This window comes from Pseudomonas sp. SWRI22 (assembly GCF_014268395.2).
Lineage (GTDB): Bacteria > Pseudomonadota > Gammaproteobacteria > Pseudomonadales > Pseudomonadaceae > Aquipseudomonas > Aquipseudomonas paracarnis.
Genome location: NZ_JABWQK020000003.1, coordinates 269,534 through 293,407, shown reverse-complemented (window position 1 = coordinate 293,407; position 23,874 = coordinate 269,534). Strand labels below are relative to the sequence as shown.

16 protein-coding genes, 1 tRNA gene and 1 pseudogene are annotated in these 23,874 nt (G+C 59.8%); 15 read left to right on the top strand and 3 right to left on the bottom strand.

All coding sequences use genetic code 11. From position 1 onward, the window contains the following. The 5 genes from glpE to HU730_RS24245 all read left to right on the top strand — a co-directional run bounded on the left by glpE (nt 1) and on the right by HU730_RS24245 (nt 6,778). Nucleotides 1–330: a thiosulfate sulfurtransferase GlpE gene (gene glpE / locus HU730_RS24265; protein WP_127881590.1), complete on the top strand. Its 330-nt coding sequence runs from the start codon at nt 1–3 to the stop codon at nt 328–330. A gap of 285 nt (nt 331–615) precedes the next feature. Next, the gene (locus HU730_RS24260; RefSeq protein ID WP_003194732.1) at nt 616–2,538 is read left to right on the top strand and encodes a PrkA family serine protein kinase; all 1,923 of its coding nucleotides are present in this window, start codon (nt 616–618) and stop codon (nt 2,536–2,538) included. A 113-nt stretch (nt 2,539–2,651) separates the two neighbouring features. Next, nucleotides 2,652–3,923, top strand: a complete 1,272-nt coding sequence (locus tag HU730_RS24255; protein WP_034116083.1) for a YeaH/YhbH family protein — start codon at nt 2,652–2,654, stop codon at nt 3,921–3,923. Then, a complete protein-coding gene (locus HU730_RS24250) occupies nt 3,920–5,485 on the top strand; it encodes a SpoVR family protein (RefSeq protein WP_003194736.1) in 1,566 nt (521 codons plus the stop codon). Before HU730_RS24255 ends, HU730_RS24250 begins: the two co-directional genes overlap by 4 nt. Before the next feature lie 63 nt (nt 5,486–5,548). Then, nucleotides 5,549–6,778 carry a multifunctional CCA addition/repair protein gene (locus tag HU730_RS24245; RefSeq protein ID WP_096144469.1) on the top strand — a complete coding sequence of 410 codons (1,230 nt, stop codon included), beginning with the start codon at nt 5,549–5,551 and terminating at the stop codon, nt 6,776–6,778. Between the two features lie 129 nt (nt 6,779–6,907). On the opposite strand, the gene folK is transcribed toward HU730_RS24245, so the two are convergent. Together folK and folB are read right to left on the bottom strand one after the other, a co-directional pair. After that, nucleotides 6,908–7,426: a 2-amino-4-hydroxy-6-hydroxymethyldihydropteridine diphosphokinase gene (folK, locus tag HU730_RS24240; RefSeq protein WP_186527627.1), complete on the bottom strand. Its 519-nt coding sequence runs from the start codon at nt 7,424–7,426 to the stop codon at nt 6,908–6,910. Continuing rightward, nucleotides 7,417–7,770, bottom strand: a complete 354-nt coding sequence (folB, locus tag HU730_RS24235; RefSeq protein ID WP_054896792.1) for a dihydroneopterin aldolase — start codon at nt 7,768–7,770, stop codon at nt 7,417–7,419. The genes folK and folB overlap by 10 nt, the downstream gene beginning before the upstream one ends. Nucleotides 7,771–7,844: 74 nt before the next feature. On the opposite strand from folB, the gene plsY reads away from it, so the two are divergent. Then, on the top strand, nt 7,845–8,414 hold the full coding sequence (gene plsY, locus HU730_RS24230) for a glycerol-3-phosphate 1-O-acyltransferase PlsY (protein ID WP_057978453.1): 570 nt from the start codon (nt 7,845–7,847) through the stop codon (nt 8,412–8,414). 31 nt (nt 8,415–8,445) lie between these two features. Here plsY and tsaD read toward each other — a convergent pair whose 3' ends face one another. Then, nucleotides 8,446–9,471, bottom strand: a complete 1,026-nt coding sequence (gene tsaD, locus HU730_RS24225) for a tRNA (adenosine(37)-N6)-threonylcarbamoyltransferase complex transferase subunit TsaD (RefSeq protein WP_003194748.1) — start codon at nt 9,469–9,471, stop codon at nt 8,446–8,448. A gap of 203 nt (nt 9,472–9,674) precedes the next feature. Between tsaD and rpsU the strand changes: the two genes are divergently transcribed. The 9 genes and pseudogenes from rpsU (at nt 9,675) to pqqF (ending at nt 23,827) form a co-directional block, all read left to right on the top strand. Beyond that, nucleotides 9,675–9,890, top strand: a complete 216-nt coding sequence (rpsU, locus tag HU730_RS24220; RefSeq protein ID WP_002551877.1) for a 30S ribosomal protein S21 — start codon at nt 9,675–9,677, stop codon at nt 9,888–9,890. Between the two features lie 442 nt (nt 9,891–10,332). Beyond that, nucleotides 10,333–12,303 (top strand): DNA primase, encoded by a 1,971-nt coding sequence (dnaG, locus tag HU730_RS24215; RefSeq protein ID WP_186527626.1) that lies wholly within the window; start codon nt 10,333–10,335, stop codon nt 12,301–12,303. Between the two features lie 67 nt (nt 12,304–12,370). Next, nucleotides 12,371–14,218 carry an RNA polymerase sigma factor RpoD gene (gene rpoD / locus HU730_RS24210; RefSeq protein ID WP_054896790.1) on the top strand — a complete coding sequence of 616 codons (1,848 nt, stop codon included), beginning with the start codon at nt 12,371–12,373 and terminating at the stop codon, nt 14,216–14,218. Between the two features lie 134 nt (nt 14,219–14,352). Next, nucleotides 14,353–18,096, top strand: a pseudogene (locus HU730_RS24205) (EAL domain-containing protein). 15 nt (nt 18,097–18,111) lie between these two features. Then, nucleotides 18,112–18,188 (top strand) — tRNA-Ile (locus tag HU730_RS24200). Nucleotides 18,189–18,300: 112 nt separating this feature from the next. Beyond that, nucleotides 18,301–18,747 carry an Lrp/AsnC family transcriptional regulator gene (locus tag HU730_RS24195; protein WP_003194755.1) on the top strand — a complete coding sequence of 149 codons (447 nt, stop codon included), beginning with the start codon at nt 18,301–18,303 and terminating at the stop codon, nt 18,745–18,747. A gap of 147 nt (nt 18,748–18,894) precedes the next feature. Then, complete coding sequence (locus HU730_RS24190) at nt 18,895–20,598, top strand: NAD(P)/FAD-dependent oxidoreductase (RefSeq protein ID WP_034128835.1); 1,704 nt, start codon at nt 18,895–18,897, stop codon at nt 20,596–20,598. Nucleotides 20,599–20,608: 10 nt separating this feature from the next. Further along, nucleotides 20,609–21,403, top strand: a complete 795-nt coding sequence (locus HU730_RS24185; RefSeq protein WP_186527625.1) for a carbon-nitrogen hydrolase family protein — start codon at nt 20,609–20,611, stop codon at nt 21,401–21,403. Between the two features lie 48 nt (nt 21,404–21,451). Then, nucleotides 21,452–23,827: a pyrroloquinoline quinone biosynthesis protein PqqF gene (pqqF, locus tag HU730_RS24180; RefSeq protein ID WP_186527624.1), complete on the top strand. Its 2,376-nt coding sequence runs from the start codon at nt 21,452–21,454 to the stop codon at nt 23,825–23,827. Nucleotides 23,828–23,874: the final 47 nt, after the last annotated feature.

Sequence of the window (23,874 nt, the reverse complement as noted above, 5' to 3'; positions counted from 1 at the left end):
ATGACCGAATTCAAACGTATCTCCCCCGAACAAGCCCAGGCCCTGCGCGAGCAAGGTGCTGCAGTCGTCGACATCCGCGACCAGCCTACTTACGCCGCCGCCCACATCAGCGGCGCGCAGCATCTGGACAACGTCAACATTGCCGACTTCATACGCGCCGCCGACCTCGATGCGCCGTTGATCGTCGCCTGCTACCACGGCAATTCCAGCCAGAGCGCAGCCGCGTACTTGATCAGCCAGGGTTTCTCCGACGTCTATAGCCTGGACGGCGGGTTTGAGCTGTGGCGTACGACCTATCCTGCGGAAATTTCTTCAGGCGATTCGCAATAATTTTTTTCACACCCCGCTACCCCGCGTGACGCTTGGGCTTGCGCCGTTTCTGACGAACGGCGCAGCCAAACTAATTGCGCATCGCGCCTTGACCTCCCGGATTCCGAACTATCCTTAAGCGCAGGCCATCCGAATCAGGGGAGAGCCGGTACACCGGCGTACGGGTCATCGGTAACGTTTCAGGGTGTTCTGGGGGGAAAACAGCCATTGGCGTGCGCCAATGACTGCCAGCATCGACTGATTGATCCGGCGTCGGCTCCACGTATCGAGCGAGGTGACGACGTCATGAGTATCTTTAGCCACTTCCAACAACGCTTCGCGTCCACACAGCAGGAAGAACTCACGCTTCAGGAGTATCTCGAGCTGTGCAAGCAGGACCGCAGCACCTACGCCTCTGCCGCCGAACGCCTGCTACTGGCGATTGGCGAGCCAGAACTGGTGGAAACCGCCAATAATTCGCGCCTGTCGCGGATATTTTCCAACAAGGTGATCCGCCGCTATCCCGCCTTTGAAGACTTCCATGGGATGGAAGAATGCATCGACCAGATCGTTTCCTACTTCCGCCATGCCGCCCAAGGCCTGGAAGAGAAGAAGCAGATCCTCTATCTGCTGGGCCCGGTCGGCGGCGGCAAGTCGTCCCTGGCGGAAAAACTCAAGCAATTGATCGAAAAGGTGCCCTTCTATGCGATCAAGGGCTCGCCCGTCTTCGAGTCCCCCTTGGGCCTGTTCAACGCCACGGAAGATGGCGCGATCCTCGAGGAAGACTTCGGTATCCCGCGGCGCTACCTCAACACCATCATGTCGCCCTGGGCCACCAAGCGCCTGGCCGAGTTCGGCGGTGATATCAGCCAGTTCCGCGTGGTGAAACTCTACCCGTCGATCCTCAACCAGATCGGCGTGGCCAAGACCGAACCCGGCGATGAAAACAACCAGGATATTTCTGCGCTGGTGGGCAAGGTCGATATCCGCAAGCTGGAAGAATTCCCGCAGAACGACGCCGATGCCTACAGCTATTCGGGCGCACTGTGCCGGGCCAACCAGGGCCTGATGGAATTCGTGGAGATGTTCAAGGCACCGATCAAGGTGCTGCACCCACTGCTCACCGCTACCCAGGAAGGTAACTACAACAGTACCGAAGGCCTTGGGGCGATTCCGTTTACCGGGATCCTGCTGGCTCACTCCAACGAATCGGAATGGCATACCTTCCGCAACAACAAGAACAACGAAGCCTTCATCGACCGGATCTATATCGTCAAGGTGCCGTACTGCCTGCGGGTCAGCGACGAAATCAAGATCTACGACAAACTGCTGTTCAACAGCTCCCTGGCCAAGGCCCATTGCGCGCCGGACACTCTGAAGATGCTTGCCCAGTTCACCGTGCTGTCGCGCCTCAAGGAGCCGGAGAACTCCAATATCTATTCGAAGATGCGCGTCTACGACGGCGAAAACCTCAAGGACACCGATCCCAAGGCCAAGTCGATCCAGGAATACCGTGACACGGCGGGTGTAGACGAAGGCATGAACGGTCTGTCGACGCGCTTTGCGTTCAAGATCCTGTCCAAGGTTTTCAACTTCGACCCCCACGAGATTGCCGCCAACCCGGTGCACTTGCTCTACGTGCTGGAACAGCAGATTGAACAAGAGCAGTTCCAGGCCGAAACCCGTGAGCGCTACCTGCGCTTCCTCAAGGAATACCTGGCGCCGCGCTACATCGAGTTCATCGGCAAGGAAATCCAGACCGCCTATCTGGAGTCCTACAGCGAATACGGCCAGAACATCTTCGACCGCTACGTGCTGTACGCAGATTTCTGGATCCAGGATCAGGAATACCGCGACCCGGAAACCGGCGAAATCCTCAATCGCGTGGCCCTCAACGAAGAGCTGGAAAAAATCGAGAAACCCGCCGGCATCAGCAATCCGAAGGATTTCCGCAACGAAATCGTCAACTTCGTACTGCGCGCCCGTGCCAACAACAACGGCAAGAACCCCACTTGGCTCAGCTACGAGAAGCTGCGGGTGGTCATTGAGAAGAAAATGTTTTCCAACACCGAGGACCTGCTGCCCGTCATCAGCTTCAACGCCAAGGCCAGCAAGGAGGATCAGCAAAAACACAACGACTTCGTCACACGCATGGTCGAGCGAGGCTACACCGACAAACAGGTACGACTGCTCTCCGAGTGGTACCTGCGGGTTCGCAAATCGCAGTAAGGCAGCGGCAAGCGCGCACTGCCAGGCATCCGGCCTGGCAGTTGACCGCTTGTCTCTAAGCTTCCAGCCCGCGGCTTGAAGCTTGTAACGTGAAGCTGCCCGGAGGGCTCCCCATGAGCTATGTGATCGACCGACGCCTCAATGGCAAGAACAAGAGCACGGTAAACCGTCAGCGTTTCCTGCGGCGTTACCGTGACCACATCAAAAAGGCGGTAGAAGAGGCCGTCAGCCGCCGCTCCATCACCGATATGGAGCATGGCGAACAAATCAGCATTCCCGGACGGGACATCGACGAACCGGTGCTTCACCATGGCCGCGGCGGCAAACAAACCGTGGTGCACCCCGGCAACAAGGAATTCACCACCGGCGAACATATCCAGCGCCCACAAGGCGGTGGCGGCGGCAAAGGTCCGGGCAAAGCCGGCAACTCTGGCGAAGGCATGGATGAATTCGTATTCCAGATCACTCAGGAAGAATTCCTCGAATTCATGTTCGAAGACCTCGAACTGCCCAACCTGGTCAAACGCAACCTGACCGGCACCGATACCTTCAAGACCGTACGCGCAGGGATCAGCAACGAGGGCAACCCGTCGCGCATCAACATCATCCGCACCCTGCGTTCAGCCCACGCACGGCGTATCGCCCTGTCCGGTAGCAGCCGCGCCAAACTCAAGCAGGCCAAGGAAGAGTTGGCCCGCTTGAAGCGCGAAGAACCGGACAACTTCGGCGATATCCAGGAAATAGAGGCGGAAATCGAAAAACTCAGCGCGCGCATCCACCGCGTGCCGTTCCTCGATACCTTTGACTTGAAATACAACCTGCTGGTCAAGCAACCCAACCCCAGCTCCAAGGCTGTGATGTTCTGCCTGATGGACGTTTCCGGCTCCATGACCCAGGCCACCAAGGACATCGCCAAGCGCTTCTTTATCCTGCTGTACCTGTTCCTGAAACGGAACTACGACAAGATTGACGTAGTGTTCATCCGCCATCACACCAGTGCCCGGGAAGTGGACGAAGAGGAGTTTTTCTACTCGCGGGAAACTGGCGGCACCATTGTTTCCAGCGCACTGAAGCTGATGCAAGAGATCATGGCCGAGCGCTACCCCGCCAACGATTGGAACATCTACGCCGCCCAAGCTTCCGACGGCGATAACTGGAACGACGACTCCCCAATCTGCCGGGACATTTTGATCAACCAGATCATGCCGTTCGTGCAGTACTACACTTACGTCGAAATCACCCCCCGTGAGCACCAGGCCCTGTGGTTCGAATACGAGCGCATCGGAGAAGCCTTTGCCGACACGTTCGCCCAGCAGCAACTGGTCTCGGCCGGCGATATCTACCCGGTCTTCCGTGAACTCTTCCAGCGCAGGTTAGTGACATGACCGCCAAAAAAGAGAACAAGCGCCAACCCATTTCCACTGGCTCCGAGTGGACCTTCGAACTGATCCAGGCCTATGACCGGGAAATCAGCCGTATCGCGGCGGGTTATGCCCTGGACACCTACCCCAACCAGATAGAAGTCATCACCGCTGAACAGATGATGGATGCCTATGCCTCGGTGGGCATGCCCTTGGGCTATCACCATTGGTCCTACGGGAAACACTTCCTCAGTACCGAGAAGTCCTACACACGCGGCCAGATGGGCCTGGCCTACGAGATCGTGATCAACTCCGACCCGTGCATCGCGTACCTGATGGAAGAAAACACCATCTGCATGCAGGCGCTGGTAGTGGCCCATGCCTGCTATGGGCATAACAGCTTTTTCAAGGGCAACTACCTGTTTCGAACCTGGACCGATGCCAGTTCGATCATTGATTACCTGGTGTTCGCCAAGCAATACATCATGCAGTGCGAGGAGCGCCACGGTATCGATGCGGTAGAAGACCTGTTGGACTCCTGCCATGCGCTGATGAATTACGGCGTTGACCGCTATAAACGCCCCTATCCGATTTCCGCAGAAGAGGAGCGCCTGCGCCAGAAGGAACGCGAGGAGCACCTGCAGAAACAGATCAACGACCTGTGGCGCACCATCCCCAAGCGCGCCGACAAGAACAGCGACAAGGACAATGCGCGCTTCCCCGCCGAACCTCAGGAAAACATCCTGTATTTCCTGGAAAAACACGCACCGCTGCTGGAGCCCTGGCAGCGTGAAATCGTGCGGATCGTACGCAAGATCGCGCAATATTTTTATCCACAGCGCCAAACCCAGGTGATGAACGAGGGCTGGGCGACCTTCTGGCATTACACCCTGATGAACGACCTGTACGACGAGGGCCTGGTCACTGACGGCTTTATGATGGAGTTCCTCACGTCCCATACCAGCGTGGTCTTCCAGCCAGGCTTCGACAGCCCGTATTACAACGGCATCAACCCCTATGCACTGGGTTTTGCCATGTACCGCGATATCCGCCGTATGTGCGAGCACCCCACCGAGGAAGACCGCCGCTGGTTCCCGGAAATCGCCGGCAGCGACTGGCTCTCGACCATCAAGTTCGCCATGAGCAGCTTCAAGGATGAGAGTTTCATCCTGCAGTACCTGTCGCCCCAGGTGATCCGCGACCTCAAGCTGTTCAGTATCCTGGACGACGACCTCAAGGACGACCTGGTAGTACCTGCCATCCACGACGAACCCGGCTACCGCATCATTCGCGAAACCCTGGCCGCGCAATACAACCTCGGTAACCGCGAACCTAACGTGCAGATCTACAGCATCGATGTGCGTGGCGACCGTTCGCTGACCTTGCGTCACCAGCAGCACGACCGCAAACCCTTGGGCGAATCCACTGAGGAAGTGCTCAAGCATCTGCATCGGCTCTGGGGCTTTGATATTCATCTGGAAACCCTGCAGGGCGACCAAGTGATGAAAACCCATCATGTGCCACCGCGCAGCGATCATAACGACAACGACTACGGCCGCCTCGACATGGCCGTCGTTCATCTCTGAAACAGCAAAGCCTCCATTGGCCAAGCTCAGGCGTTATCCTGTGCCGCTAATGGAGGCTTTTTCATGAAAATCTACAAAGTCGGCGGCGCCGTGCGTGATCGCCTACTGGGCATCAAGGTCACCGATATAGACCGCGTCGTCGTTGGCGCGACGGCCGAAGAGATGCTCGCCAAGGGTTATAAACCGGTGGGCGCCGATTTCCCGGTATTTCTCGACCCGAAGAACGGTGACGAATACGCCCTTGCTCGCACCGAACGCAAGAATGGGCGGGGTTACGGCGGCTTTATATTCCATGCGAGCCCCGACGTTACGCTGGAAGAAGACCTGATTCGGCGTGACCTGACCATCAACGCCATGGCGGAGGACGACGAGGGTAACCTGACCGATCCTTATCAGGGCCAACGCGACCTTGAAGCGCGTATTTTACGGCATGTTTCCCCCGCGTTCGCCGAAGATCCACTCCGTGTATTGCGCGTTGCGCGTTTCGCCGCGCGCTATGCGCCTCTTGGCTTCACAGTCGCCCCTGAGACCCTGGAGTTAATGCGCCAACTCAGTGAGTCCGGCGAGTTGGAGGCCCTTACCCCCGAGCGCAGTTGGAAGGAAATCTCACGGGCGCTGATGGAAGATCAACCCCAGGTATTTATCCAAGTACTGCGTGACTGCGACGCGCTGAAAACCTTGATGCCGGAGGTGGATGCGCTGTTCGGCGTGCCGCAGCCCGCAGCTCACCACCCGGAAATTGACACCGGCGTGCACACCTTGAGCGTGCTGGAACAAGCTGCCCTGCACAAGCAACCGCTGAGCGTGCGCTGGGCCTGCCTGCTGCACGACCTGGGCAAGGGCCTGACACCTGTGGATAAGTTGCCGCAGCACATTGCCCACGAACATCGCGGCTTGAAGCTGATCAAAGCGGTGAACGAGCGTTTCAAGGTGCCGAGGGATTGCCAGGAGTTGGCCTTGCTGGTGGGGCAATATCATACTCACGGGCATCGAGCGCTTGAACTCAAGGCCTCGACATTGCTGGAGTTGCTGCAAAGCTTCGACGTGTACCGTCGGCCGCAACGCTTTGAGGAGTTCGTGGTGGCCTGCGAAATGGACGCTCGTGGCCGCAAGGGTTTTGAACAGCGCAGTTATCCACAGGCCGATTATTTGCGCGGAGCGGCAAAGGCTGCACGCGAAGTGCCGGTCGCGCCGCTGCTAGAAAAGGGTTTCAAAGGCCCCGAGCTGGGCGAGGCGCTCAAGCGCGAACGGTTAAGCGCATTGAAAGCCTACAAGGAAAACCCCTCTCCTTAGGCGATGGCCGTTGTGGCGAGGGAGCTTGCTCCCGCGGGACCGGGCTGGCGCTCCAGTGCGAAGCGCTCCCAAGATAGTGGGGCTGCTGCGCAGCGGGAGCAAGCTCCCTCGCCACAACAAGCTCGGCGCCTACAAAAGAGCTTGTGGCGTGAGTGGCTCACCCTGCCACTCGAACGCCACAGGTGCCAATACCTGATCAATCTGCGCGTCTCGCCATAATTCGGCCATTGTCTTGCCAGCCTCAGGGTGCATACGGTCCGGCGCCATCATCGACAGCGGCCACAACACAAAGGCGTTTTTCAGGATTTCGGCTCGCGGCAAGATCAAGCCATCGAAATTGCCCACCAGATCGCCATACAACAACACATCGATATCCAGCGGCAGGCCTTTGCGGTCTGGCGCGTAGCGGCCATTGTCAGCCTCGATGGATTTCAAACGACGATCCAACTCCATCAACGGCAGGTCGGTATAAGCCGACACCACCAGATTGAAAAACGGCCCACTTTTGATCCCCACCGGCTGGCTTTCGAACACCGCCGAACAGCGCATATCCGTCAAGAAACCCGCCAACGCATCCAAGCCGGCACATAGACGAGCCTCGCGGTCGATATTGCTGCCAAGCCCGAGGTACACCTGAGTCAATGACATCCGCGCTCGATCTCCACGCCCACGCCCTTGGCAGCCGGCACCGCGCCGGGCTTGGTCAACTTGAGGTGCAGCCAGGGAATCTGGAATTCACTCATCAGCACTTCGGCCAGACGCTCGGCAAAGGTTTCCACCAGTTGGTACTGGGACTGCTCGGCAAAGGCCTGGATACGCGCAGACACCCTGGCGTAATCCAGTGCCAGGGTCAGGTCATCACCGGCCGCAGCTGGGCGATTATCCCAGGCGAAGCTCAGGTCCAGGCGCAGGCATTGCCGGATTCCGCGCTCCCAGTCGTAAGCCCCGATCACGGTGTCGACTTCCAGGCCTTCGATAAACACTCTGTCCAAGCACTTTTCTCCGCAGCACGACAAGGGCGCGATGCCCCGTTAGAATCAGGGCGTCCTCGCCCGGAATAGTTAGCATGTTTTGGTCACTGGCGATTTTCGCCTACCTGCTCGGCTCGCTGTCCTTCGCCATTTTGCTCAGCCGCTTGACGGGAAATCCCGATCCGCGAATGAGTGGCTCAGGCAATGCCGGCGCCACCAATATGTTGCGCCTGGCCGGCAAGAAACTCGCCGTCCTGACCTTGCTGGGCGACGTTTGCAAGGGCCTGCTGCCCGTGCTGATCGCCAGCCTCGTCGGCCTTAGCTTGCAGCAGCAAGCCTGGGTGGGCCTATGTGCCGTCCTGGGCCACCTGTTCCCGTTGTACTTCCGTTTTCGCGGCGGCAAGGGCGTAGCCACGGCGGCCGGCATGCTGCTGGGTATTTACCCTCCTGCGGCGTTACTGGCCATGCTCGCCTGGCTGCTGACGTTCTACCTGACCCGTACCAGCTCGCTGGCCGCGCTGATTGCTACGCCGCTGACCCTGCCGTTGCTGGCCTGGCAGGAACCGCAAGCGCTGTTACCGATGAGCGTGCTGACACTGCTGATCGTCTGGCGCCACCGCGGCAATCTACGCGACCTGTTTGCCGGGCGCGAACGGCATTTTTAAATATCCCGCCCGGACTCGGCGCCCTTGAACCTTACAACGGCGGCAATTGCTCCATCGGCCAGCGCGCCTGCACGCTGATCGCCAGGCTTTCGTGCTGCCCGGCCTGCAAGCGCTGGCAACCGGCATAGGCGATCATTGCGCCGTTGTCAGTGCAGAACTCAGGGCGTGCGTAGAACACATTGCCATTCATGTCGCCGAGCATTTTTTCCAGGGAACTGCGCAACGCCTTGTTGGCGCTGACGCCGCCTGCGATCACCAGCCGCTTCATGCCCGCCTGTTTCAGGGCGCGCTTGCACTTGATGGTCAAAGTCTCCACCACAGCCTGCTGGAACGCCAGCGCGATGTCGCAACGGGCTTGCTGGCCGTCGTCCCCGGCGCTGACGCTCTGCTGCCAGGTGTTCAAGGCAGAGGTTTTCAAGCCGCTGAAACTGAACATCAAGCCAGGACGATCACACATCGGCCGCGGGAAGGTGTAGCGACCGGCAACGCCGTTCTCGGCAAGGCGGGCGATTTCCGGCCCCCCCGGATAATTAAGTCCCATCATCTTCGCGGTTTTGTCGAACGCTTCGCCGGCGGCATCGTCCAGCGACTCGCCCAACAGTGTGTATTGGCCGATCCCGTCCACCTGAACCAGCTGCGTATGCCCCCCCGAAACCAACAAAGCGACGAACGGGAACTCCGGCGGTGTTTTTTCCAGCATGGGCGCCAACAAATGGCCTTCCATATGGTGCACGCCAAGGGCAGGAATGCCCCAGGCAAACGCCAACGCCTGGGCGCAAGAGGCCCCAACCAGCAGGGCTCCGACCAATCCGGGGCCGGCGGTGTAAGCGATGGCATCGATCTCGGTTGCCACACAGCCGGCCTCATCCAGCACCTGGCGGATCAACGGCAGCATGCGCTTGACGTGATCGCGGCTGGCAAGCTCCGGCACCACGCCGCCATAGGCGCGATGCAGGTCGATCTGACTGAACAGTGCATCGGCCAAAAGCCCGCGTTCACTGTCGTATAGTGCGACTCCGGTTTCGTCGCAGGAGGTTTCAAGTCCCAGTACTAGCATGGGTTTGCGCCTTGTAGAGGCTGAATTCGAAGGCGCGCATAATAGTCGCCACTCCCCCTCCCGACTAGCGGTTTTCGATCAGAGGCTTTGCATTCCGGGCAATGAGGGGTTAACATCCGCAACCCTTAAAAACCGACGACCTCAGCCGCGAATTTTTTGCGACGAGAACGTTGATTCCCGGTAATGAAAGAAGGTAGCTCTGGATGCCAGCCGTCAAAGTAAAAGAGAACGAACCCTTCGACGTAGCTCTGCGTCGTTTCAAGCGCTCCTGCGAAAAAGCCGGTGTTCTGGCTGAAGTTCGTAGCCGCGAATTTTATGAGAAGCCAACTTCTGAGCGTAAGCGCAAAGCAGCAGCCGCTGTTAAGCGTCACGCTAAGAAAGTTCAGCGCGAACAGCGCCGCGCCGTTCGTCTGTACTAATACACAGACGTTCGTAGCAAGCTTCTGCCAAGCCCGGCCCTCAGCCGGGCTGTTGGCATTTGCGGATATCGCTTGATGCTTCACCGTCGACGCCGCACATGCGACCGAGACACTGCTTCACACGTCAGGGCTGGCTCTTTTGCCAGCGGTGCACGTCTCTTCTGACGAGCCTAACAAGGCTACTGACGAGCACACCTATTCTTCAAACAGACGATCAACTGTATCGGCTGTGCCCAACGATGCGTTTCCGAGGCCGCCATTGGCCTAGACCGGACGCCCGGGCAACATTTCCATGCCGAAGACTGATCAGAAACTATCCTCAGTAAATATTCGGCAGATACACTCCCTGATGACCCATGCAGACGATGATGATCGAGCACTCCTTACGTGCGCTTGAACACGTCACGGGCCCTCATTTACACGCAGTGATGACGAGAACGCCATGGCCGGGCTGATTCCCCAGAGCTTTATTGACGACCTTCTGAACCGCACCGACATCGTCGATGTTGTCAGCTCACGCGTACAGCTGAAAAAAGCCGGCAAAAACTACACCGCCTGCTGCCCTTTTCATAAAGAAAAAACCCCATCCTTCAGCGTCAGCCCCGACAAGCAGTTCTATTACTGCTTCGGTTGCGGGGCGGGCGGGAATGCCTTGGGCTTCCTGATGGACCACGACAACCTGGACTTCCCCCAGGCTGTCGAGGACCTGGCGAAAGCCGCCGGCATGGAAGTGCCCCGCGAAGAAAGTGGCCGGCCGCACAAACCGCGGCAACCCACCGATTCGCCGCTGTATCCGCTGCTCACCGCTGCTGCCGACTTTTACCGCCAGGCACTCAAGAGCCATCCGCAGCGCAAGGCCGCTGTCGATTACCTTAAAGGGCGCGGCCTCACCGGCGAAATCGCTCGGGACTTCGGCCTCGGCTTCGCTCCGCCGGGCTGGGACAATCTGTATAAACACCTGAGCAGCGACACCCTCCAGCAAAAGGCCATGATCGATGCCGGCCTGCTGGTGGAAAACGCCGAGACCGGCAAGCGCTATGACCGCTTCCGCGACCGGGTGATGTTCCCGATCCGCGACAGCCGTGGCCGCATCATCGCCTTCGGCGGCCGTGTACTCGGGGACGACAAGCCCAAGTACCTGAACTCTCCGGAGACCCCGGTGTTCCACAAGGGCCAGGAACTCTACGGCCTGTTCGAGGCGCGCAAGAACAACCGCAACCTCGACGAGATCATCGTGGTTGAAGGCTATATGGACGTGATCGCCCTGGCCCAACAAGGCTTGCGCAACGCGGTCGCGACCCTCGGCACCGCCACCAGCGAAGAACATTTGAAGCGCCTGTTCCGCGTCGTGCCCAGCGTGCTGTTTTGCTTCGACGGCGACCAGGCGGGCCGCAACGCCGCCTGGCGCGCGCTCGAAGCCACGCTGTCGAGCCTGCAGGATGGGCGCCGCGCACGCTTCCTGTTCCTGCCCGAAGGCGAAGACCCGGACACCCTGGTGCGCTCGGAAGGTACCGACGCGTTCCGCGCACGTATCAATCAACATGCGCAGCCGCTGGCGGATTATTTTTTCCAGCAGCTGACCGAAGAAGCCGACCCGCGCTCCCTCGAAGGCAAGGCCCATATGGCCACCCTCGCGGCGCCGCTGATCGACAAAGTCCCGGGCGCTAATTTGCGCACGCTGATGCGCCAGCGTCTGCTGGAGATCACTGGTTTAAGCGGTGAAGCCGTAAGCCAGCTGGTGCACAGCGCCCCGCAGGATGCACCGCCAGTCTACGACCCCGGCATGGATTACGACGCCATGCCGGACTATGCCGACTTCCACCAACCTCAGGAGGCCTTCGTCCCCCAACAGGAATGGACGCCGAAGAAGCCCGGCGCCGGCGGCAAGAAGTGGGACAAAAAGCCCTGGAGCAAAAACGGCAAACACGGTGATCGCGATGAAGCCTACGCGCCACGCACGCCCGTAGCGGTGGAAGCCCCCACATTGATTGCACTGCGCACACTGATTCACCACCCGCAATTGGCCGGTAAGGTTGAAAGCGCCGACCATTTTGCCAACGAGAGCAACACCTACGCCCAGGTGCTTATTGCACTGATCGAAGCCGTGCAGAAAAACCCTAAGCTAAACTCAATCCAGTTGATGGCTCGCTGGCATGGCACGGAACAGGGCCGTTTATTGCGGGCACTGGCGGAAAAGGAGTGGCTAATTGACGGCGACAACCTTGAACAACAGTTTTTAGACACCATTAATAGGTTATCCGCGGGTCAACACACTCAGACCCTCGATGAACTTATCAAGAGAGCAAGGCAGCCGGGATTATCGGCTGAAGAGCAGATTCAGATAGCAAAACAGATGCGCGACCTCTTAAAACAGAATGTTTACGCATCAAACCCGACCTCAGCTGGCGTGTGAGGTCATAGCTCGGGTATAATCCTCGGCTTGTTTTTTGCCCGCCAAGACCTTCAGTGGATAGGGTGTTATGTCCGGAAAAGCGCAACAGCAGTCTCGTATCAAAGAGTTGATACTTCTTGGTCGTGAGCAGGGTTACCTGACTTACGCGGAGGTCAACGACCACCTGCCTGAGGATATTTCAGATCCTGAGCAGGTGGAAGACATCATCCGCATGATTAACGACATGGGGATCAACGTATTCGAAGTCGCGCCAGATAAGGATTCCCTTATGCTGGCCGACGCTGATACCGACGAGGCCGCCGCTGAGGAAGCTGCTGCCGCGCTGGCTGCAGTAGAGACCGATATCGGCCGCACGACAGACCCTGTGCGCATGTATATGCGCGAAATGGGTACCGTCGAGCTGCTGACACGCGAAGGCGAGATCGAAATCGCCAAGCGTATCGAAGAGGGTATCCGTGAAGTGATGGGCGCCATTGCGCACTTCCCTGGCACGGTTGACCACATTCTCGCCGAGTACACCCGCGTCACCACCGAAGGTGGCCGCCTGTCCGACGTCCTGAGCGGTTATATCGACCCGGACGACGGCATTGCGCCGCCTGCCGCCGAAGTACCGCCGCCTGTTGATGCGAAAGCCGCAAAAGCGGACGACGACTCCGACGACGACGAAGCTGAAAGCAGCGACGACGAAGAAGAAGCCGAAAGCGGTCCAGACCCGGTCATCGCGGCCCAGCGCTTCGGTGCGGTTTCCGATCAAATGGAAATCACCCGCAAGGCCCTGAAGAAGCACGGTCGCGGCAACAAGCAGGCAATTGCCGAGCTGGTGGCCCTGGCTGAGCTGTTCATGCCGATCAAGCTGGTGCCCAAGCAATTCGAAGGCCTGGTTGAGCGTGTTCGCAGTGCTCTTGAGCGTCTGCGTGCCCAAGAGCGTGCGATCATGCAGCTCTGTGTGCGTGATGCGCGCATGCCGCGTACCGATTTCCTGCGCCAGTTCCCGGGCAACGAAGTTGACGAAAGCTGGAGCGACGCACTGGCCAAGGGCAAGGCGAAATACGCCGAAGCCATCGGTCGCCTGCAGCCCGATATCATCCGTTGCCAGCAGAAGCTGACCGCGCTTGAGACCGAAACCGGCCTGACGATTGCAGAAATCAAAGACATCAACCGTCGCATGTCGATCGGTGAGGCCAAGGCCCGCCGCGCGAAAAAAGAGATGGTTGAAGCGAACTTGCGTCTGGTGATCTCCATCGCCAAGAAGTACACCAACCGTGGCCTGCAGTTCCTTGATCTGATCCAGGAAGGCAACATCGGCTTGATGAAGGCGGTGGACAAGTTCGAATACCGTCGCGGCTACAAGTTCTCGACTTATGCCACCTGGTGGATCCGTCAGGCGATCACTCGCTCGATCGCCGACCAGGCCCGCACCATCCGTATTCCGGTGCACATGATCGAGACCATCAACAAGCTCAACCGCATTTCCCGGCAGATGTTGCAGGAAATGGGTCGCGAACCGACCCCGGAAGAGCTGGGCGAACGCATGGAAATGCCTGAGGATAAAATCCGCAAGGTACTGAAGATCGCTAAAGAGCCGATCTCCATGGAAACGCCGATTGGTGATGACGAAGACTCCCATCTGGGCGACTTCATCGAAGACTCGACCATGCAGTCGCCAATCGATGTAGCCACTGTTGAGAGCTTGAAAGAAGCGACTCGCGACGTACTGTCCGGCCTCACTGCCCGTGAAGCCAAGGTACTGCGCATGCGTTTCGGCATCGACATGAATACCGACCACACCCTTGAGGAAGTCGGTAAGCAGTTTGACGTGACCCGTGAGCGGATCCGTCAGATCGAAGCCAAGGCGCTGCGCAAGTTGCGCCACCCGACGCGAAGCGAGCATCTGCGCTCCTTCCTCGACGAGTGATACCAGAACCCCCGGCCCAGGCCGGGGGTTTTGCTTTCTACCGATTGCTTTGACAGATTAACTGCCCCGCACCACCCCACCCTCGCAATGCCCGTCTACACTCGAGACATTCCCCGTGCCATAACGAGACCGTTATGCCCAGATTGCCGACCGTGATACTGCTGTCGCTGCTGACCTGGACCGCAACGGCTGGCGCGTTGACTCTTACGGATGATGAGCGTAGCTGGTTGGCGGACCATCAGGAGCTGCGCCTAGGCGTGGATGCGTCTTGGCCACCTTTTGAATATCGCGATGAAAATGGCCGATATCAGGGCTTGGCAGCCGATTACGTACGCCTGCTCCAGGACCGCCTGGGTGTGCGAATCAAACTGATCGAACCGGTGAACTGGACCGCAGTGCTTGAACAAGCCCGCAATAATCAGCTCGACCTGCTGCCGGGCATCATGTCCACCCCCGAACGCCAAAACTTCCTGGCCTTCACACGCCCCTATCTCGACTTTCCCATCGTCATCCTGGCCCATGAAGGCGGCGCGAAACCACGCAGCCTCAAGGATTTGTACGGGCTGAAAATTGCCGTGGTGGAGAACTACGCCCCCCATGAATTGCTCCGCACCCACCATCCGGACCTGAATCTGGTCGCCCTGCCCAACGTCAGTTCGACGCTGCAAGCCCTGGCCACCGATGAAGTGGATGCCGTGGTCGGCGACCTCGCCTCCAGCGTCTGGAGCCTGCGCCAACTCAAGCTCGACGGCCTGTACGTCAGCGGCGAAACGCCCTACCGCTACCAACTGGCGATGGGCGTGCCGCGGGATGAGAAAATCCTGGTGGGCATCCTGGACAAAGTCCTCGCCGATCTCAGTTCAGCCGAAACTGATGCGATCCAGCAACACTGGGTCGGCAGCTTCACCGATCACCGTACCTTCTGGGCTGACCTGCTCACGTACGGCCTGCCAGCGGTGCTGCTGTTGAGTACGGTGCTGGCGATCGTCATTCGGATCAATCGCCGGCTCAGCTCGGAAATTTCCCGTCGGGTCGCCCTTGAGCAAGAACTGTGAAGCAGCGAGTACCACTATCGCGGCTTGGTGGAGAGCTTGTCCGCCATCGCCTGGGAAGCAAGCATCAGCGATTTCACCTACAGCTATGTGTCGCCCCATGCCGAAGACCTGCTCGGCTATCCCCGCGCCCACTGGCTGATTCCAGGCTTCTGGCGCAACATCATCCATCCCGCTGACCTGACCCGCGCCGAGGCCTATTGCTATCGGGAAACTCGTGCCAACCGTGATCACAGCATTGATTACCGGGTCATCACCGCTGATGGCCGCTGCCTGTGGGTACGTGACATTGTCAGCCTGATCGAACACGGCCACGAGCCAGTGCTGCGCGGCCTGATGATCGACATCAGCGAAGCCAAGCGCACCGAAGAAGCCCTGCAATTGTCCGAGCAGAAATTTGCCTCGGTGTTTCAGCAGTGCCCGGACATCCTGGTGATTGCCCGGATGTCTGATGGCTGCCTGCTGGAGGTCAACAAGGCATTCGAGGACCAGATTGGGCTGCGCGCCGACGAGGTGGTAGGCAAAACCGCCACCGACCTGAATATATGGGGCATTCAAGGGGGCGGCCCGGATTTGCTGCAACGGGTACAGACCACCAGCATCCGCAACCTGGAAATGCCTTTTCTGCGCAGCAATGGCCAGGCCTTTACCGGGCTGATCTCAGCCGAGCCGTTCCAACTCGACACCACCGAAGCCTTGGTGGTGGTAGTGCGGGACATCACTCAGCTCAAGGAAACCCAACAGCGGCTGCAAACCTCCGAAGAAAAGTTTGCCAAAGCCTTCCATGCCTCCCCAGATGGCTTACTGCTGAGCCGCCAGAGCGACGGCCTGCTGATCGAAGTAAACGAGGGTTTCAGCCACCTGACCGGATTCACCAGCGCCTCCTCACTCGACCAATCTGCCTTGGACCTGGGCATCTGGGTCGACCTCAACGAACGCAAGCACATGCTGGAATTGATGCAGCGCGACGGTTTTGTCCGCGATTTCATCTGCCATATCCGTCGTGCCGACGGCCAGATTCGCCTGTGCGAAGTGTCCAGCCGCGCACTGCCGATTGGCGACGAAGACTGCATGCTGACCATCGCCCGGGACATCACCGAACGCCAGTTGATGCAGGAAAAACTGCAGCAGGCCGCCACGGTGTTCGAAAGCACCGCCGAAGGCGTCTTGATCACCGACACACGACAGAACATCAGCGCCGTCAACCGCGCCTTCACGGAGATAACCGGCTACAGCGAGGTTGAAGCCCTTGGCCATACCCCGCGCTTGCTCGCCTCCGGCCTGCACGACAGCGCGTTCTATGCGGCAATGTGGCACCAGTTGACGACCCATGGCCACTGGCAAGGAGAGATCTCCAACCGCCGCAAGAACGGCGAGGTGTATCCGAGCTGGCTGACCATCAGCGCTGTGCGTAACCGCGAGCAATTGGTCACGCACTTCGTTGCTGTGTTTGCCGACATCTCCAGCCTCAAGCTGGCCCAGGCCCGCCTGGATTATCAGGCCCACCACGACCCATTGACTGGCCTGCCCAACCGCACCTTGTTTGAAAACCGGTTGCAGGCCGCACTCAACGGCCAGCAGGAAAGTGGTAAACAGGGTGCGGTGCTGTTTCTCGACCTCGACCGCTTCAAGCACATCAACGACAGCCTCGGCCACCCGGTCGGCGACCTGCTGCTCAAAGACATCGCCGTACGCCTCAAGGAGCAGTTGCGGGACGTGGACACCGTTGCTCGCCTGGGCGGCGACGAATTCATCATCCTGCTGCCCGGCTTGCAACAGGCCAGCGACGCCCAGCACTTGGCGAACAAACTGCTCGACTGTTTTACCCCGCCATTCCAGGCCGGCGAGCATGAGTTCTTCATCAGCGCGAGTATCGGCACCAGTCTGTATCCGCAAGACGGTACCGACGTCGCCACCCTGGTCAAAAATGCCGACGCCGCGATGTATCGCTCCAAAGCCAAGGGGCGCAACCGGGTCGAGCGCTACACCCGCGACCTGACGGCCCAGGCCAATGAACGCGTAGCGCTGGAGCACGAACTGCGCCGCGCCATCGAACGTGAAGAATTGAGCCTGTGTTACCAACCCAAACGCAGCCTGGTCACCCAACAACTGATCGGCGCCGAAGCCTTGATCCGTTGGCACCACCCGACCTTGGGCGAGGTCCCGCCCGAACACTTTATTGCCCTGGCCGAAGAGAACGGCATGATCCTGCAAATCGGAGACTGGGTACTGGAACAGGCGTGCCGGCAGCTGCACGCCTGGCAAGCGGCTTTCGAGGATTTCGGCCCCCTCTCGGTCAACCTTGCAGGCGCGCAACTGCGTCACCCCAACCTGCTATCACGCATCGAACAACTGCTGCGCGATTACCACCTCGAACCCGGCTGCCTGCAGCTGGAGATCACCGAAAACTTCATCATGAGCCAAGCCGAAGAAGCACTGGCGGTGTTGCACCAACTCAAGCGCCTGGGCGTACAGCTGGCGATCGATGATTTCGGCACCGGCTACTCGTCCCTCAGCTACCTCAAACGCCTGCCCCTGGACTTCCTCAAGATCGATCAATCTTTCGTCCGCGGCTTGCCCGACGACCCTCACGATGCAGCCATCGTGCGCGCCATCATCGCCCTTGGCCACAGCATGCAATTCACCATCATCGCCGAAGGCGTGGAGACCCCGGCACAACAAGCATTCCTCGCAAGCGAGGGGTGTGAACAGATGCAAGGCTACATCGTCAGCCTGCCCCTGCCGCCGGAGCTTTTTGCCGCCAGCTTCCTTCGTACACGGCACAAGGATTTTTCGGATGGCACAGTGAACAAACCATCGCTATAATCCGCGACCTACTGAGGGCCTATAGCTCAGTTGGTTAGAGCAGGGGACTCATAATCCCTTGGTCGTAGGTTCGAGTCCTACTGGGCCCACCATACTCAAAGCCGCGCACTGCGCGGCTTTTGCGTATCTGGCATCACGGTTCTTTCAGCCAGGCCAAGCCTGTACCATGCTTGCCCATTGCCCTCCCGCACTGGAGCTCTCCCCTTGCCCGCCCTAGACGAAATCGACCGCCAACTGATCGCCGCCCTGCAGCTCAACGCCCGTGAAAGCGTGGCCATGCTCGCCAGGCAGTTGGGCATCGCCCGCACCACCGTCACGTCGCGTCTGGCCCGCCTGGAGAAAACCCAGGTCATCACGGGTTACGGCGTGCGCCTGGGCCAGCGCGTTGCGGATGGTGGGTTGCAGGCTTACGTGGGCATTACCGTGCAACCCCGCTCCGGCAAAGAGGTGTTGCGCAGGCTGAGCGCCATGGCGCAAGTGCAGCAGCTGTGCGCGGTGAGTGGGGAGTTCGATTACGTGGCTTGGCTGCGCACCGATTCGCCGGAGCAACTGGACCAATTGCTGGACCAGATCGGCAGTGTCGACGGCGTGGAGAAAACCACCACCTCGATCATCCTCAGTAACAAATTGGATCGCGGACAACCAATCTGACCACTTAACTCGTCACATTGACTAAAACTAGCGCAATCCGACGACATATTGCGCCTTATTAACGCGCGCAACGTTCCCTAAACTGGCTGCCATCTTTTCCTATACTCAACGGGCCCTCCTCCCGCCGAGCCGTCAGTAAGGTCAGCCATGAGCATTCCGTCCAGCACTCTCAGCAAGCCCAATCGCCACCCGGGCGATGGCAAGAAACCCATCACCATCTTCGGCCCGGATTTCCCGTTTGCCTTTGATGACTGGATCGAACACCCCGCCGGGCTGGGCAGTATTCCTGCGGCTAACCATGGCGCCGAAGTGGCGATCGTCGGTGCCGGGATCGCGGGCCTGGTGGCGGCCTACGAGCTGATGAAACTCGGGCTCAAGCCCGTGGTGTATGAAGCCTCGAAGATGGGTGGCCGCTTGCGCTCGCAGGCCTTTGAAGGCGCCGAAGGCATCATCGCCGAGCTGGGCGGCATGCGGTTCCCGGTGTCGTCCACGGCGTTCTACCATTACGTGGACAAACTGGGACTGGAAACCAAGCCCTTTCCCAACCCGCTGACGCCGGCGTCTGGCAGCACTGTGATCGATCTGGAAGGCCAGACTCACTACGCGCAAAAACTTTCCGATTTACCGGCACTGTTCCAGGAAGTCGCCGATGCCTGGGCCGACGCCCTGGAAGCCGGTTCGCAGTTCGGCGATATCCAGCAGGCAATCCGCGACCGCGACGTGCCACGGCTCAAGGAACTGTGGAACAAGCTCGTGCCGCTGTGGGATGACCGTACCTTCTACGACTTCGTCGCCACTTCCAAAGCCTTCGCCAAATTGTCGTTCCACCACCGCGAGGTGTTTGGCCAGGTCGGTTTCGGTACCGGCGGCTGGGACTCGGACTTCCCCAACTCCATGCTGGAAATTTTCCGCGTGGTGATGACCAACTGCGATGATCATCAACACTTGATCGTCGGTGGCGTGGCCCAAGTGCCCATGGGCATCTGGCGCCATGTGCCGGAACGCTGCGCCCACTGGCCGGCCGGTACCAGCCTGAGCTCGCTGCATAGAGGTGCGCCACGGGCCGGCGTGAAGCGCATCGCCCACGCCGCCGATGGCCGTTTCGCCGTTACCGACAACTATGGCGACACCCGTGAATACGCGGCGGTGCTGACCACCTGCCAAAGCTGGTTGCTGACCACCCAGATCGAATGCGACGAAACCCTGTTCTCACAAAAAATGTGGATGGCCCTGGATCGCACTCGCTACATGCAGTCCTCGAAAACCTTCGTGATGGTTGACCGCCCATTCTGGAAAGACAAAGACCCGCAAACCGGTCGCGACCTGATGAGCATGACCCTCACCGACCGCCTGACCCGTGGCACCTACCTATTCGATAACGGCGACGACAAGCCGGGGGTGATCTGCCTGTCCTACTCGTGGATGAGCGACGCACTGAAGATGCTGCCCCAGCCTATCGACAAGCGGGTGAAACTGGCCCTCGATGCACTGAAGAAGATCTACCCCAAGGTCGACATCAAGGCGCGCATCATCGGCGACCCGATCACCGTGTCCTGGGAGGCCGACCCGCATTTCCTCGGGGCCTTCAAAGGTGCCTTGCCCGGTCACTATCGTTACAACCAACGGATGTATGCGCACTTCATGCAGAAGGATATGCCCGCCGAACAACGCGGGATATTCATCGCGGGTGATGATGTATCGTGGACGCCTGCCTGGGTCGAAGGCGCGGTACAAACCTCGCTCAACGCGGTATGGGGCATCATGAACCACTTCGGTGGCAGCACCCACCCGGAGAACCCAGGCCCAGGCGATGTGTTCGATGAAATAGGGCCAATCGCCCTGGCAGAATAAGGAGTTGAGCATGCGTGTCGCCCTGTACCAATGCCCGCCGCTGCCGCTGGATGTGGCCGCCAACCTGCAGCGCCTGCATCAACTGGCCCATGAGGCACACGGCGCCGATGTGCTGGTGCTGCCAGAGATGTTCCTCACCGGCTATAACATTGGCGCCGAAGCCGTTGGCGCACTGGCCGAGGCACAGGATGGGCCATCGGCGCAGGCGATTGCCAAACTGGCGCAAAGTGCCGGGCTGGCGATCCTGTATGGCTACCCGGAACGGGCCGAAGACGGCCAGGTCTACAACGCCGTGCAGTTGATCGATGCCCAGGGCACGCGCCTGTGCAATTACCGCAAGACCCACTTGTTTGGCGATCTTGACCACTCGATGTTCAGCGCCGGCCCCGATGATTTTCCGGTGGTGGAATTGAACGGTTGGAAGGTGGGCATGCTGATTTGCTACGACCTGGAGTTTCCGGAAAACACCCGGCGCCTGGCCCTCGCCGGTGCCGAACTGATTCTGGTGCCCACCGCCAATATGGTGCCGTTCGACTTTGTTGCCGACGTCACCGTGCGGGCGCGAGCCTTTGAAAACCAGTGTTTTGTGGCCTATGCCAACTACTGCGGGCACGAAGGCGAGATTCACTACTGCGGGCAAAGCAGCATTGCCGCGCCGGACGGCCAGCGAATTGCCCAGGCCGGCCTGGATGAAGCCTTGATCGTCGGCACCCTGGATCGCCAATCTATTGTCGACGCCCGCGCCGCCAACCACTACCTGCAAGACCGTCGCGCCGAACTCTACGGCGCACTGCACAAGCCCTGACCCATTGGGTTTGCTAGCATAGGCACTTCCCACGCCTCGGAAGTGCCCATGCCTGCGCCGGTTCACCCTCATCCCCTTCACCTGACCCTCGCCAATGGCCTGCGGGTTTGCCTGCGCCATGCGCCACGCTTGAAACGCTGCGCCGCCGTTTTACACGTGGCTGCCGGCAGCCATGACGTGCCATTGGCCTGGCCTGGGCTGGCGCATTTTCTTGAGCACTTGTTGTTTCTCGGTACCGAGCGTTTTCCAGCCGGCGAAGGGCTGATGGCCTACGTGCAGCGCCACGGTGGGCAGGTCAACGCCAGCACCCGTGAGCGCACCACCGAGTTCTTCTTTGAACTGCCGGTGCCGGTTTTTGCAGACGGGCTGGCGCGTTTGGCGGATATGTTGGCTCACCCGCGCCTGGCCCTCGACGATCAACAACGTGAACGCGAAGTGCTGGAGGCGGAGTTCATCGCCTGGTCCCAGGATGCCAAGGCCCAACAGCAAGTGACGCTGCTGCAAGGCTTGGCGGCGGATCATCCCCTGCGCGGTTTTCATGCCGGCAACCGCGACAGCCTGCCGGTGGAAAGCGACGACTTTCAGCATGCCTTGCGAGGGTTCCACGCACGCTTTTATCAAAGCGGGCAGATGACCTTGAGCCTCGCCGGTCCACAATCGCTGGCCGACCTGCAGGCCTTGGCCCAGCAGTTCAGTGACCAACTGACGCCCGGCCCATTGCACCCGCAGGCCGCTCCACCGGCCTTGATGCATGGCCCGGCACGCCGTTATCAGCACGTCGCCGGCCAACACCTGCATCAGGTCATTACCTGTAACGCGCCACGGGAAGCGCTGGCGTTTCTCTGCACCTGGCTCAACGCCTCGGCCCCCGGTGGGTTGCTCGCCGAGCTGCAAGCACGACGACTGGCCACCGCGCTGCAGGCGTCCGTGCTGTACCAATTCGCGGATCAAGCCGTGCTGGATATCCACTTCACTCTCGGCAGCGCGCGCGAACCGGCCACGTCGATCGAAGAGTTGCTGCACGACTGGCTGAGTTTCTTCGCACACAGCGACTGGACAGCATTACGCGAAGAGTTCGCCTTGCTCAATGCTCGCCAGCAACAGGTCCAAGGCGCCCTGGCGTTGGCGCGCAACGATGCCCAAGACCTGTCGGAACAAGGCGCCGCAGCCCTCAAGGCCATGCTCGATTCACTGCACCTGCCCGCCTCCCGGCACCCTTGGCAACTGCCGCCCAATAACCCTTTGCTTCGTGCGCCCGCCAAGGAAGAACGCGCCGGCCTGATTCGCGGCCAAACCAGCGCCCACCGTGGCTTGCGTACCTTTGCTCAGGATCGCTCACGGGGCCGACGGGAACTGTCAGCGTTGACCTTCAGCCAGGCGTTGGCGGAGGACACTGGCGAAGGCGCGCTGTACCTGCGCTGGCGGTTTGACTCGGCGGTACCCACCGGGCTGGAAAGCCTGTTGCGGCCGTTGCGCGAACAGGCACGGCAGGCGGGCGTCGAGTTGTCTTGCGAAACGATCGCCACTGACTGGCTGGTGAAGATGCACGGCCTCCACGAGCCCATGCCGGCGGTGCTCGAAGCGTTGGCGCGGTGTCTGAGTAACTCGGATGAACCTTTGCCACCGACCGCTCCCGTGCCGATGATCGCCATCCGGGAACTGCTCAAGGCGTTGCCCGCTTGCTGCGCGGGTGTTCAGCCCCAGCCTCAGGAGACAACAGCATCATGGGCTACCGCGCGCTGGCAGGCGCTGGGCGCTGGCCTGCCCACCGCCTGTGAAGCCGCGATCAAAGCCGCAGCGGCCCGGCTGCCTGGGCAACCGGCAAGCGTGCCTTATACACCTCACGTCCTTGACGGACAAAAGCGCTGGCACGCAGTCAGCACCGAATCAAGCGAAGCAGCGCTACTGTTATTCTGCCCGACGCCGACTCAATCCCTAGCCGATGAAGCCAACTGGCGGTTGCTCGGGCACGTGCTCCAGGGGCCGTTCTACCAGCGCTTGAGAGTCGAACTGCAAATCGGCTACGCCGTGTTCAGCGGCATCCGACAGATCAATGGCCAAACAGGCCTGTTGTTTGGGGTGCAGTCGCCCACCCTCTCCCTAGACGGCATCGTCCAACAGTTGCGGGCCTTCCTGGGGCAACTGCCGTCGTTGATCGAGCGCAGTCCCGACTTGGGTAACCAGGCCCTCGCACAGCAGTTCGCGGCCCAGACGCTGCCTATCAACGAAGCTGCCGACTTGCTCTGGCATGCGCACCTGGCAGGCCATTCGTCGGGTTATCTGGATCAGCTTCAACAGTTGATCCAAGCGTGCACACGCGAGGATGTGCAGCGCGCCGCGCAACAACTCAATAACGCCGCAGGCGGCTGGCAATGTGTGGCCAACGGGCCGCGCATCAGCGACGACTGGCAAGCAGCGCCGTGATCATTGCCAACCCTGCAACAGGCTTTCTCCACCGAGACAGCGCTAAC